The 12,629-nt window shown below is 73.8% G+C and carries 12 protein-coding genes and 1 riboswitch; of the genes, 6 read left to right on the forward strand and 6 right to left on the reverse strand.

Annotated features, from left to right (window positions below; all coding sequences use genetic code 11):
• Position 1: 1 nt before the first annotated feature.
• Positions 2 to 208, reverse strand: a complete 207-nt coding sequence (thiS, locus tag OG702_RS27110) for a sulfur carrier protein ThiS (protein WP_327291558.1) — start codon at positions 206 to 208, stop codon at positions 2 to 4.
• Positions 205 to 1,371, reverse strand: coding sequence for a glycine oxidase ThiO (thiO, locus tag OG702_RS27115; RefSeq protein ID WP_327291559.1), 1,167 nt, complete (start codon positions 1,369 to 1,371; stop codon positions 205 to 207). Before thiO ends, thiS begins: the two co-directional genes overlap by 4 nt.
• Positions 1,369 to 1,477, reverse strand: a riboswitch (TPP riboswitch). (Overlaps the previous gene by 3 nt.)
• 395 nt (positions 1,478 to 1,872) lie before the next feature.
• Here thiO and OG702_RS27120 point away from each other — a divergent pair.
• The 5 genes from OG702_RS27120 (at position 1,873) to OG702_RS27140 (ending at position 6,303) form a co-directional block, all read left to right on the forward strand.
• The gene (locus OG702_RS27120) at positions 1,873 to 3,057 is read left to right on the forward strand and encodes an NAD(P)/FAD-dependent oxidoreductase (RefSeq protein ID WP_442814737.1); all 1,185 of its coding nucleotides are present in this window, start codon (positions 1,873 to 1,875) and stop codon (positions 3,055 to 3,057) included.
• A 122-nt stretch (positions 3,058 to 3,179) separates the two neighbouring features.
• A complete protein-coding gene (locus OG702_RS27125; protein ID WP_327291561.1) occupies positions 3,180 to 3,554 on the forward strand; it encodes an Rv2175c family DNA-binding protein in 375 nt (124 codons plus the stop codon).
• 45 nt (positions 3,555 to 3,599) lie between these two features.
• Entirely contained in the window at positions 3,600 to 4,280 is a 681-nt protein-coding gene (thiE, locus tag OG702_RS27130) for a thiamine phosphate synthase (protein ID WP_327291562.1), read from the forward strand.
• A 68-nt stretch (positions 4,281 to 4,348) separates the two neighbouring features.
• A complete protein-coding gene (gene metF / locus OG702_RS27135) occupies positions 4,349 to 5,266 on the forward strand; it encodes a methylenetetrahydrofolate reductase [NAD(P)H] (RefSeq protein WP_327291563.1) in 918 nt (305 codons plus the stop codon).
• Between the two features lie 35 nt (positions 5,267 to 5,301).
• Positions 5,302 to 6,303, forward strand: coding sequence for a hypothetical protein (locus OG702_RS27140; RefSeq protein ID WP_327291564.1), 1,002 nt, complete (start codon positions 5,302 to 5,304; stop codon positions 6,301 to 6,303).
• Positions 6,304 to 6,322: 19 nt separating this feature from the next.
• On the opposite strand, the gene OG702_RS27145 is transcribed toward OG702_RS27140, so the two are convergent.
• The 4 genes from OG702_RS27145 to OG702_RS27160 form a co-directional block, all read right to left on the reverse strand.
• Entirely contained in the window at positions 6,323 to 8,653 is a 2,331-nt protein-coding gene (locus OG702_RS27145) for a terpene synthase family protein (protein ID WP_327291565.1), read from the reverse strand.
• 162 nt (positions 8,654 to 8,815) lie between these two features.
• The gene (locus OG702_RS27150; RefSeq protein WP_327291566.1) at positions 8,816 to 10,351 is read right to left on the reverse strand and encodes a phytoene desaturase family protein; all 1,536 of its coding nucleotides are present in this window, start codon (positions 10,349 to 10,351) and stop codon (positions 8,816 to 8,818) included.
• Positions 10,352 to 10,379: 28 nt separating this feature from the next.
• Positions 10,380 to 10,988 carry a DUF4126 domain-containing protein gene (locus OG702_RS27155; protein WP_327291567.1) on the reverse strand — a complete coding sequence of 203 codons (609 nt, stop codon included), beginning with the start codon at positions 10,986 to 10,988 and terminating at the stop codon, positions 10,380 to 10,382.
• A gap of 331 nt (positions 10,989 to 11,319) precedes the next feature.
• Positions 11,320 to 11,949: a TetR/AcrR family transcriptional regulator gene (locus OG702_RS27160; protein ID WP_327291568.1), complete on the reverse strand. Its 630-nt coding sequence runs from the start codon at positions 11,947 to 11,949 to the stop codon at positions 11,320 to 11,322.
• Positions 11,950 to 12,090: 141 nt separating this feature from the next.
• Between OG702_RS27160 and OG702_RS27165 the strand changes: the two genes are divergently transcribed.
• Positions 12,091 to 12,564 carry an SAV_6107 family HEPN domain-containing protein gene (locus OG702_RS27165; protein WP_442814558.1) on the forward strand — a complete coding sequence of 158 codons (474 nt, stop codon included), beginning with the start codon at positions 12,091 to 12,093 and terminating at the stop codon, positions 12,562 to 12,564.
• The last annotated feature ends 65 nt before the right edge of the window (positions 12,565 to 12,629 follow it).

Here is a 12,629-nt window from a genome sequence, read left to right on the forward strand (position 1 = left end):
GTCAGCCCCCCTGGACCGCGGTCAGGACCTCCACGCGGTCGCCGTCGGCGAGCGGCGTGGCGGACCAGCGGGTGCGGGGAACGACCGTGTCGTTGACGGCGGCGGCCACGCCCGAGGGCGCGGCCGTCATCCCGGCGACCAGGGCGTCGAGGGCGACCGGGGCGTCGAAGTCCCTGGGCTTGCCGTTGACGTGCACGGTGATCGTCATACCGCCTGCTCCTGCCGGGCCGGTGCGAACCGCTGCGCGCCGAACGCGCGTGCGTAGGGCGGGAGTTCGCCGGTGTCCGAGGTCAGCACCTCGGCCATGGCGTCCCCGGTGACCGGGGTGAGCAGCACGCCGTTGCGGTGGTGACCGGTGGCCAGCAGCAGCCCGTCGAGCGCGGTACGCCCGAGCAGCGGCGCGTTGTCGGGAGAGCCCGGGCGCAGGCCCGCCAGGGTCTCGGTGAGCGGGAGTTCGGTGATGCCCGGCACCAACTCGTGGGCGTCCCTGAGCAGTTCGTACACCCCGCCGGCGGTCACCGTGGTGTCCCAGCCGAACTCCTCGCTGGTCGCGCCGAGTACGAGCTCGCCGTTCTCCCGCGGCACGAGGTAGACGTGGCTGCCGCGGACCACCGCGCGTACCGTCCGCGACAGGAACGGCGCGTGCGCCGACGGGATCCGCAGCCGCAGGATCTGGCCCTTCACCGGCCGTACCGGCGGCAGGACGTCCGCGGGTACCCCGGCGATCCGGCCGCTCTCGCTGCCCGCCGCCAGCACCGTGCGGCCGGCGGCGACCGTCGTGCCGTCGGCCAGCACCGCGCCGGTGACGCGACCGCCGGCGCACTCCACGCGGGCGGCAGCGGACCGCAGGAAGGTCACCCCGGCCAGCCCGGCCGCCCGCAGCAGCGCGGCCGCCAGCCGGCGCGGGTCCACCTGGTGGTCGCCGTCGACCCGCAGCCCGCCGCGGACGCCCGGGGCGAGCAGCGGTTCGAGCCGGCGGCAGTCCCGCCCGCTCAGCCACTGCGCCTCAAGCCCGAGCGAGGTCTGGAAGGCGTGCAGGTCCCGTAGTTGCGCCCGGTCGTCGGCGTCCAGCGCCACGGCCAGCGTGCCGCACCGGCGGTACCCGATGTCCAGCCCCGTCGCCCCGGCCAGCTCGGCGGCGAAGTCCGGATAGCGGGCCGCGGAGGCGAGGTTCAGGTCGAGCAGCGTCTGCTCGCCGTACTGCAGCTCGGTGACCGCGGCCAGCATCCCGGCCGCGACATGGGCGGCTCCGCCGCCGGGCGCGGGGTCGGCGACCGCGACCCGCAGCCCGCGCTGGGCCGCCCGCCACGCCGTGACCAGGCCGATGATCCCACCGCCGACGATCAGCACGTCGTGCGTATCGCTATGCATGGAACTACCGCTCCTCCCTTCGCCGGCATGACCCGGATCAGGTTCTTCGGTCGGCGGCCACCAGCCACCCTCTCAGCCCGGTCCGCCGGGCTCCCGCGAGTCCACTCCCACCGGCACCCTATCCCCGCCCCGCGACAGCAAGTGCCACCCACCTCCGGGGGCGCGGGGAACTGGCGCGCCCAGCCCGGGCGCGGGGTCAGTCGCACGGCGACAGCAAGTGGCACCCACCCCCAGGGGCGCGGGGAACTGCGCGCCCAGCGCAACACGTCGGGGAACCGGCCCCGCGACAGCAAGTGCCACCCCCCAGGGCGCGGGGGAACTGCGCGCCCAGCCCAAGTCGCACGCGAACCGGCCCCGCCACAGCAAGTGGCACCCCCCTGAGCGCGCGAGCGCAGGAGCGCGCGTGGCGCGTTCGCCCCAGTCCCACCCCCGGGCCACCGGGGGCGTTACGGTGAGTACGTGAGCAAGCGCAGCGCCACCGTGGTGATCGTCGGGGCCGGAATGGCCGGAGTCCGGACGGCCATGTCGCTGCGCGAGCTCGGCTGGCGCGAGGGGATCACCCTGCTCGGCGACGAACGGCACCCCCCGTACGACCGCCCGCCGCTGTCGAAGGCGGTGCTGCTGGGCGGCGACGCCGACGGCGACGGCGCCCCGGTCGACAACATCCGCTTCGACGTGGACTTCGACGCCCTAGGCGTCGACCTCCGGCTCGGCGTGCGCGCGCAGGCGCTCCGCACCGCGAGCCGCGAGGTGATCACGGACGCCGGACCCGTCGGCTACGACCACCTCGTGCTGGCCACCGGCGCGTATCCGGTCGCCCTGCCGGGGACCGCGGGCCTGCCCGGGGTGCACCTGCTGCGCACGCTGGACGACGCGGCCGCCCTGCGCCCGGTGCTGGACGCCCGCCAGCAGGTGATCGTGGTCGGGGCCGGCTGGATCGGCGCGGAGTTCGCGACCGCCGCCCGCCAGGCCGGCTGCGAGGTGACTGTCGTGGAGGCCGCCGACCGGCCGCTGGCCGACGCGCTGCCCGCGGTGATCACCTCGCACATGCGGTCCTGGTACGAGGAAGCCGGCGTCGAGCTGCGCACCGGCACCGCCGTTTACGCCGTCGAGCCGGGAGCCGTCGTGCTCGCGGACGGCAGCCGGCTGGCGGCCGGCGCCGTCGTGGTGGGGATCGGCGCCCGGCCCGCGACGGGCTGGCTGGCCGGTTCCGGCGTGAAGCTCGGCGCCGACAGCGCGGTGCTGGCCGACGACCGGCTGCGTACGACCGCCCCCGACGTCCTCGCCGTCGGCGACTGCGCCTCCTTCCCCTCCGCCCGCTACGGCGAGCGGCTGCTGATCCACCACTGGGACAACGCACTGCAGGGCCCGCGCACGGCCGCGGCCAACGTGCTGGGCGGGGACGAGCGCTACGACCCGGTGCCGTACTTCTGGTCCGAGCAGTTCGGGCGGTTCGTGCAGTACGCAGGCCACCACACCGACGACGACACGCTGCTGATGCGCGGCGACCCGTCGTCCGGGTCCTGGTCGGTGTGCTGGCTGCGCGGCGACCGGCTCACCGCGGTGCTCGCACTGGACCGGCCGCGCGACCTGACGCAGGCCCGTAAGCTGATCAGCCGTTCGGCGACGGTGGATCAGGCCCTGGCGGCGGACCCGTCGATCCCGCTGATGTCCGCGGCCCGCTGAGCGGAGCGCCGGGCCGCGCCCCGAGCGGAAAGCCGCGGCGCCCGGACGGCGGCGCCCGGACGGCGGTGCCCGGACGGCGGTGCCCTGCGGCGCTTGTCGGTGGCAGGTGGCAGGCTTGTTCCGTGACAGTTTTCTCGTCTGTTGACGCACACATCGATGCACTCGTGCCCTCCTGGCTCACCCTGCCCGAGGTCGCCGAGCGCCTGGGACTCGACATCACCCGCATCCGGCCGCTGATCAAGGAGGGCCAGCTGATCGCGGTCCGCCGCGGGGAGAACCGGGTGCTGATGGTCCCGAGCGACTTCATCGGTGACGGGAAGATCATCAAGGGCCTGTCCGGCACGCTCACCGTCCTCAAGGACGACGGGTTCTCGGACGAGGAGGCCCTCGAATGGCTCTTCACCGCCGATGACACCCTGCCCGGCACCCCCGCCCAGGCGCTGCGCGAGAATCGCGGGACCGAGGTGAAGCGCCGCGCGCAGGCGCTCGCCGTGTAGCCCGCGGCGGCCCTGGCCGCCGCACGCCCCCGGGGAGCCGACCTTATGACCATCAGCAGCACCGCCCGGGAGCGGTTGGCGGACGCCCGGCTGTATCTGTGCACCGACGCCAGGAGCGGGCGCGGCGACCTCGCGGAGTTCGCCGACGCGGTGCTGGCCGGCGGGGTGGACGTGATCCAGCTGCGGGACAAGGGCATCGAGGCCCGGGAGGAGCTGGCGGCGCTCACCGTGCTGGCGGCCGCGTGCCGCCGGCACGGCAGGCTGCTGGCGGTCAACGACCGGGCCGACGTGGCCCATGCGGCCGGCGCGGACGTCCTGCACCTGGGGCAGGGCGACCTTCCGGTGCCGGCCGCGCGCGCCCTGCTGGGCGACGGGGTGGTCATCGGCCGCTCCTGCCACGCCGAGGACGAGGTGTCGGCGGCCGCGGCCGAACCGGGCGCCGACTACTTCTGCACCGGGCCGGTGTGGCCCACGCCCACCAAGCCGGGCCGCCCGGCCCCCGGCCTTGACCTGGTGCGTTACGCGGCCGGCCTGGGCCCCGACCGTCCCTGGTTCGCGATCGGCGGCATCGACGCGGGCACCGTCGGCCAGGTGCTGGACGCCGGCGCCCGCCGGATCGTGGTGGTACGGGCTGTCACCGAGGCCGCGGATCCCTTCGCGGCGGCGCGGGAGCTGGCGGCCGCGGTCCGCTCATACGACACAGCCTGTCCACAGAGTGGACGCTGAGCAGCCGTAATCGGGCATATTCGCCGCCGCGGTGACCCTCGGTCGCCAACCACGGTTAGCCTGCAGACATGGCCCTGGGAACCTCGTCCACCCGATCCGACCGAGCGGTCACCATCCGTGAGCTGCTCGCGTCGGGCCACCAGTCCTACTCCTTCGAATTCGGCGCGCCCAGGACCGAGAAGGGCGAGCGGACGCTGTGGAACGCGATCCGCCGGATCGAGGCGGTCCGGCCGACCTTCGTCTCGGTCACCTACGGTGCCGGCGGCTCGTCCCGGGAGGGCACGGTCCGCGCCACCGACCGGATCGTCTCGGACACCACGCTCACCCCGTGCGCCCACCTGACAGCGGTGAACCACTCGGTCGCCGAGCTGCGCAACATCATCGGGCAGTACGCCGACGCCGGGATCCGCAACATCCTCGCGGTCCGCGGCGACCCGCCCGGCGACCCGCTCGGCGAGTGGGTCCCGCACCCCGAGGGCCTCACCTACGCGGCGGAACTGGTCTCCCTCATCAAGGAGTCCGGCGACTTCTGCGTGGGCGTCGCCGCCTTCACCGAGATGCACCCGCGCTCCACCGACGCGGCGGACGACACCCGGTACTTCCTCGACAAGTGCCGGGCGGGCGCGGACTTCGCCATCACCCAGATGTTCTTCGACGCGGACGCCTACCTGCGGCTGCGCGACCGGGTGGACGCGGCGGGCTGCAGCACCCCGATCATCCCCGAGGTGATGCCGGTCACCAACGTCCGGCAGATCGAGCGGTTCTCCCAGCTCGGCAACGCGCCCTTCCCGCCCGACCTGGCCGAACGCATCCTCGCCGTCCAGGACGACCCGGCGGCGGTCCGGGCCATCGGCATCGAGTTCACCACCGAGATGTGCCGCCGTCTGATGGCCGAGGACATTCCCGGGCTGCACTTCATTACTCTTAACCACTCCACGGCATCTCTGGAGATCTACGAGAATCTGGGACTGCACCAGCGGGCGTGATGCGCGCTGCGGCTCCTGGGTGAGGAAGTGGGCACATGGGCTACGCGGTGCTCTACATCGCGTTCGGCATCGTCGCGCTGTGGCTGCTCGGTGAAGTGCTGCTCCAGTACAAGGCGCGGCTGCGCTTCCGGGTGCTGGCCTTCTGCGGCTTCCTCGGGGTGGTCGCCGGGGTCGGGATGGGTCAGGTCGTGGTCATCGTGCTGGGCGCCCTCGCGTTCGGCACCGGGCAGACCTTCGTCACCCTGTCGTACAAGCGCGGCTTCTCCACCGGCTGGGCGCTGGGCGGCCAGCCCGGTTCCAGCCGGCGTCGCAAGGGCGGCGCGGCACGCCCCGAACCGGTTCTCGAGGTCGGCCCGGTGGAGGAGGACGACTTCGCCGCGGCCGGCGCCGACAGCGGCACCGGTGGGCAGCCGGCCGTCGGCGCCGACCGGATCGCCGACCCGGTGGGTGCCCGGGAGGACGTCTACCAGCCGGTCCCGCTGCACGAGGACAGCGGCGAATACCCGGCCTACGACGGCCCGCCGGCCTACAGCGCCGACCCCTACGCCGGCGGCGGCTACCAGGACTACGGCAACCAGGGCGGCCAGGGCAACCAGGGCTACCAGGACTGGGGCACCGGCCAGCAGCCCGCGGCGGCCTCCTACGGCTACCAGAACGGCCAGGACGCCCAGAACGGCGGCTACACCGACGCCGGCGGCTGGGGCGGCGACCAGGCCGCCGCCCAGTACGGCGGTCAGCAGCAGGCCTACGGCTACGACCAGGGCGGCTACCAGCAGCAGCCCGCCGCCGGCTACGACTACGCCCAGGCCACCGGCGACTGGACCCCGCAGCCCCAGCCGCCGGCCGACCCTTACGGCTACGGCCACCCCTACCAGCAGGAGCAGCAGCAGCCCTACATCCCGCAGCAGCAGGCGCCGTACGAGCCGGGCCAGCAGCAGGGATACCAGCAGCCGCAGCAGCCGTACGAGCAGCAGCCCTACGACAACCAGCAGCAGCAACCGCAGTACGCCGACCCCTACGACCCCTACCGCTACTGAGCCGCCCGCTGCCGGGCCGTCAGCGGCGGCCCAGCAGCGACGGCAACCGGGCCGCCGAGGTGCCGAGCCCGGCCGGGACACCCCAGCCGGGGGCGGCCGACGGCACCGGTGCGACCGCCTCGGCGGCCGGGGCGGACGCCGGCCGCGGGACCGACGCCGCTGACGGGAAGTGCCGCAGCAGCGCCTCCTCCTCGTAGCGGTGGCAGCCGCGGTGCCAGGTCAGGATGCCCGCCAGCCAGTCCCGCAGCTCCTGCGCATAGCCCTGGAGCGCCCGCCGCGCGGCCCCGTCCAGCTGGAACTCCTCGAAGAGCGCGGGAAGTTGGGTCTCGGTGATGTGCTGGAACTCCGCCATCCGCTCGGCCATCAGGCCGCCCACCACCCGCATACCCTCCTCGGGACCGCAGTCCAGGAAGTTCTGCACCACCAGCACCGCGTTGTGGATCTCGCCCTCGAACTGGATCTCCTTCTGGTAGGAGAACACGTCGTTGAGCAGGCACGCGAAGTCCGTCGCGGCGGCCTCCATCGCCCGCACCGGGCGGGAGCGGTAGACCTCCGGCGAGAGCGTGCCGCCGTGGCCGAGCCTGGACAGGCTCATGGTCAGCTCGGACCCGAAGGTCTTGCGGCGCATCTCGATGTAGTCGACCGGGTCGGGGATCCGGTTCTGCTTCTGGTTGGCCAGCTCCCACAGCCAGCTCTCCGTCATGTCGTCGATGGCGGCGCGGAAGGTGCGCCGGGCCTCCGGTGTCATCGGCCCCGCGGTGCGCTGCCACAGGTCTGCCAGGCCCCGCTCCAGCGCGGTCACCGGCGGCGGCACCGGGCCCGCGTCCAGCGGCATGAACAGGCCGAAGCGGTCCGTGGTGTGCCGGGCCGCCGTCATGTCGGGGGACCGGCCGAAGACCACCGGGTAGTAGTCGTCGCCGTAGGTGCCCCAGGTCAGCCAGTCGGTGGTCAGGTCGAGGGCGTCCCGCTCGGCGTCGGGGTGGATGCCGGCCGCGCACAGCGCGAAGTCGTACTCCACCAGCTTCTCGGGTGTCCACAGGCCGCCGGGCACCGGGAAGCCCGGTTCGGGGTCCAGCATCCCCATCCGCTTGCCCCAGGCCAGGTTGTGCGTGCGGGCGGCGTCGAGGAAGGGGCTGAGCCGGGTCTCGAACGGCATCGGGATCTCCGGCAGCGGCACCGCGCCGACCTGCTGGAACGGCACGTGGCTGAAACTGCGCATCCGCTGCGGCATGGTCGCGGCCAGCGACCCGACCACCCCGGCTGCCGAGGTGCCGAGCCCGGTCGGTCCCCGCAGGCCGGTCGGTCCTGGCCGCCCGGCCTGCTCCCCGGCGCCGGTCACCGCCTCCGCGGCGCCGTCCCCGGCCCCGTTCATGTACCGGCTGGAGCGCATGTGCCACTCGTGGCCGCCGGACTGCCAGTCCTGGAGGCCCTTGACGTAGGCGAAGACGTCGCGCCGCTCCTTGGGGCCCAGGCCGTACTGGTCGGCCAGCGGTTCGACCTCGGTGAAGGCGGTGTGCTCGAACTGCTGGAGGCGGGACGTCAGCAGCTGGTTGACCCGATCTGCGGCCTCCTGGGTGCTGATGCCGAGGAACCGCTCCAACACCAGCACCGCGTTGGCCAGTTCGCCCTCCTGCTCGGTCTCCCGCTGGTAGGAGAACAGGTCGTTGCGCAGATGGACGCCGTCGGCGAACGTGTCCCGCAGCACCCGCATCGGGCGGCTGGCGGCGATCACCGCGGGCACCTCGGCCGCCGCCGCGTGCTCGATCAGGTTGGCCGACCAGGGCGCGCCACCCACCTTGCGGCGCATCTCGATGTATTCGATCGGGTTGGACACCCGGCCCGCGCTGATGTTGTCCAGCTCCCAGAGCGACTCCTCCAGCAGATACTGGGTGCTCTCCGCGAAGCGTCGCCGCCAGCCGTCCGACATCGCGGGGACCGTACGCGCCCAGAGGTCGGCGAGGCCGGCCTCCACCTGGTTGGTCGGCTCGGGCACCGGCTGGGCGAGGTCGACCGGCATGAAGGCGGGCAGCCGGTCCAGATACTGCTTCGCTCCGGCCATGTCCTGGCTGCGCTTGAAGATGTCCAGGAAGTGGTCGTCGAAGAAGAACACCCACACATACCAGTCGGTGATCAGGTCCAGTTCCGGACCGGAGGCGTCGGGATGGGTGTAGGCGCACAGCAGCGCGTAGTCGTGCGAGTCGAGGTCGGACTCCTCCCAGATGCCGGACCCCTCCAGCATGTCCATCTCGCGCGCCCACGCCTTGGTGTGCACGCGCGCGCGGTCCAGATGGGGGTTGAGGCGGGCCGGATACGGGACGTAGAACTGCGGGAGCTCGAAGGGCTGCGGCATGTCGGTAAGGCCTTCCGTGAGGAGAGCAAAGGGCCTGCGATCACGCTAAGTGATCAGCCGGTCGCTCCGGGAGGGCCTGCGGGCACAACCGCCCGATGGGTTGAATTCGGGCGGGCGCCCGATTAACGATCTTGGGAGGCGGTCATGTGTGACGCCGATCGCTCAGCGGCTGCCGCCGGGACCGCCGGCGATCAGGTCCGCGGTGATCGCCGCCGACATCCCCGCGTGCGGCAGCCCGCCACCGGGGTGGGCCCAGCCGCCGACCAGGTAGAGACCCGGCAGGGGCGTCCGGTTCGGCGAGCGCAGCAGCGCCCCTGCCGCCCCGGCCAGCGAAGGCGCGGGCACCGCCCCGCCGGCCACCCCGGTCTCCCGCTGGAGGTCCACCGGCGTGCGGACCTCCCGCCACAGCTCCCGGGCCCGCAGCCCGGGCACCGCCCGCTCCGCGGCGGCCACCATCAGGTCCGCGAAGGACTCCGCGGCCCCCGGCGCGCTCCAGTCCACCGTCCGCGCGGAGGTGCGCGCCGCATCGTGCGCGGGCACCACCGCGGTCAGCGTCACCGCCTCGTGCCCCTCGTCCGGCCGCGTCGCCGGGTCGTCCGGCCGCAGCACGGTCACCGTCAGCGCACCGGCCGGCGGCAGCGGCCCGGGACGGCGGGCGAACACCCAGTCGAGCGCCCGGACCCGGTCCGCCGCGTGCACCACCGTGCGGTGCGCCGTCCCCGACGGGCGCGAGCCGCGCAGCGCCAGATGCACCGTGCAGCGCCCGGCCCCGCTCTGCGGCCCGGGCCGCGCCGGGGAGCCCCCGCCGGCGCCGCTGATCCCCGCGTCCCCGGGGGCGGCAGGCACCGGGGCCCCGGCCACCACCACGTCGGCCGCCACCTCGCCGCCGCCGGCCAGCCGCACGCCCGCCGCGCGGCCGTCCGCCACCAGCAGGCCCGACACCTCGGTGTCGAAACGGAACTCGACCCGGCGCTCCAAGCACCGCTCGTACACCGCCCGCGCCAGCTCCCGCACCCCGCCGCGCACGTACCAGACGCCGAAGGTCGCCTCCAGATACGGCAGCACCGCCGCGGACGCCGGTCCCTCCCGAGGGTCGACGCCGTGGGCCAGCAGATGGCTCTCCAGCAGCGCCACCAGCCGCGGGTCGCGCAACTCCGCGGCCGCGACCCTGGCCAGCGACGGCCGGCCGCGGCCCGGGCCGAAGCCCCGCCTGAGCGCCGGATACGGGTCGCGGGCGAAGAGCGCGGGGTCCGCGGGCAGCGCCTCCTCCAGCAGGGGCCGCCGCATGACCTCCCAGGTCTCCCGTGCCCTGACCACCAGGTCGCTCCAGCGCTCACCGCTGCCCGCGCCGAAGGCGGCGTCCATGGCGGCGATCGTCCCGGAGCGGGAGGCGTTGGGCAGCGTGAGATCCGTACCGTCGGCGAAGACATGGCGGCTCGCCGGGTCCACCTCGACCAGGCCGACGGCGTCCTCCAGCGAGCGCTTGCCGGTCTTGACGAACAGGTCGCGGTAGACCGCGGGCAGCGTCAGCAGGCCGGGGCCGGTGTCGAAGGCGAAGCCGTCCCTGGCCAGCCTGCCCACCCCGCCGCCGAAGGTGCCGGTGCGTTCGAGTACCACCACCTGGTGGCCCGCGACGCCGAGCCGGGCCGCCGCCGCCAGTGACGCCATGCCCGCGCCGATCACCGCAATCCGTGCCATGCCACGGACTGTAGCGGCGGCCCCGGGCTCAGACGGCAGCCGGGGTGCCGCCGCCCGGGCGGGCCGCACGGCGCTCCCGCCTGCGCCGCAGGAAGCGCCGGATGCGGGAGAAGAGGAAGACCACCGTCACCAGGCCGAGCACCAGCAGGGTGCCGGAGATCACCGCCGCCGCCACCGGGTGGAACAGCGCGAAGACCACCAGCGCCGCCACCCCGGAGTCCTCGGCCAGGCTCACCACGATGTTGCTGAACGGCTCGGGCGATGTGTTGACCGCCATCCTGGTGCCGGCCTTCACCAGATGGCTGGCCAGCGCGGTGGAACCGCCGACCGCGGCCGCCGCGACCTGCGGCAGCGAGCCGTCGTGGCCTGCCAGCAGCGCGGCCACCACAGCTCCCGCGACCGGCCGGACCACGGTGTGCACCGCGTCCCACATGGTGTCGACGTAAGGGATCTTGTCGGCGACGGCTTCTATGAGGTAGAGCAGCGCGGCTATCACCAGCACATCGGGGTGCTGCAGCGACTGCGGGACCTCGTCGGTGGCGCCGGTGGCGCCCATCAGACCCAGCAGCAGCACGACGGCGTAGGAGTTGATACCGCTCGCCCAGCCACTGGTGAAGACCAGCGGGAGTACGGACATGTGCGGAACTCTAGCCAGAACGGCCGCAGTCGCGAGCGGATGTGAGGGAACGTGAGTGAAAGCGCCCGGATCTGAGTATCACTACCTAGACGCACCATTGAGTACCCGCACCGATGGCCCGTCACCCGCAGGAACGACAGAGTGGAGCTGCGGACGGGCACGCCAACCGCACCGCCGACACGGGGCGGCGGTGGGGCGGCGCGCCTGGTCGTCACAGGGGGGTTGCACGGGGGAGGCGCTGTCCCGGCACGGTTCGGTGGGGGACCGGTTCATGCCAGGACAGCGCACTCGACTTTTCCGGCGCCCCCAGGCCCCCGGCTTCCCCCGGCCGTCAGGACCGTGGCGCCGCCGCGCCGAGCGCCGCGCCGCCGACCCGGCCCTGGAGCAACCGCGACAGTGCCGCGTGCACGTCGTCGATGCTGCGTTCCGGCTGGAACGCCTGCCAGTCGAGGGCCGCCACCAGCACCATGCCGAACAGCGCGGACGCGGTCAGCTGGACGTCGATGTCCTCGCTCAGCTCGCCCGCCGCCACCGCCGCGCTCAGCACCTCCTCGACCACCGAGACCGCCTGCCGCCGCACCGTCGTCAAGGTGTCCTGCCAGGCCCGGTTGGTCCGCCACAGCTCGGCCACGTAGAGCTGGGTGAAGGACGGGTGGCGGACGATGAAGCCCAACCCGGCGTGGATCAGCGCGTCCAGCGCGTCCACCCCGCCGCCGCCGCAGGCCGTGGCGGCGGTCGCCGCCTGCCGCAGCGCGTCGCGCAGCCGGCCCACACCGTCCCGCAGCAGCTCCTCGAACAGGTCGTTCTTGCTGGCGAAGTTGTAGTAGACGGTGCCCTTGGCGACCCCCGCCCGCTCGGCGATCTCCTCGACGGTGGTGGCGGAGAAACCCTGCTCGGCGATGAGAGTGACGGCCGCCGCGTAGAGCTTGCGGCGGGTGGCCTGGCGTCGTGCGGTGCTCATGGCACCCGATTCTGCCCGCCCGCGCCGGGCCGTGGCCCGATCATCGGGGAAGAGGCGGTGTTCCCAGGTCGGAGCCGATTGTCAGTGGTGGGCCCCAGTATGGGGGGTACGGACACACGTACGGAGAAAGTGAGGCTCGCCATGGCAATCCCGGTCAGCGACGTCCACCCTGTGCTGCGCCGCGCCGCCGCGTCACCCGCCGCCCTGGACCTGCTCACCCAGGCACACCACGGACTCACCGAGGCCGCCGGGCTCGACGCCCCCCACGAGAGGTACGCCACCGCCCACCTCGCCGCCCTGCACACCGCCGCCGCGGTGCTCGCCGCCCGCGGCAGGCCCGAGGACACCCCGCGAAACCGCCGCAGGATCCGCAGCGTCTGGGAGGTGCTGCCCGAGATCGCGCCCGAACTGTCCGAGTGGAGCGCGCTGTTCGCCGCCGGCGCCGAGCGCCGGGCCAGGGCGGACGCCGGCATAGCCACCGCTGCCGGACCGCGGGAGGCCGACGACCTGGTCCGTGCCGTCACGGTGTTCCTGCGGCTGGTGGAGCGCATGCTGCTGCTCAGCCCCGCCCTGGACGGCGCACCGCCGCTGGTGGCCGCGCCCGCGGCGGAGTGACCGGCGCGCGGCCCCACGGGTATCCCGTCGACAGGCCATAGAGTTGGAGCCGCACCAGTCACCCG

The organism is Streptomyces sp. NBC_01198, assembly GCF_036010485.1.
Classification (GTDB): Bacteria; Actinomycetota; Actinomycetes; order Streptomycetales; family Streptomycetaceae; genus Actinacidiphila.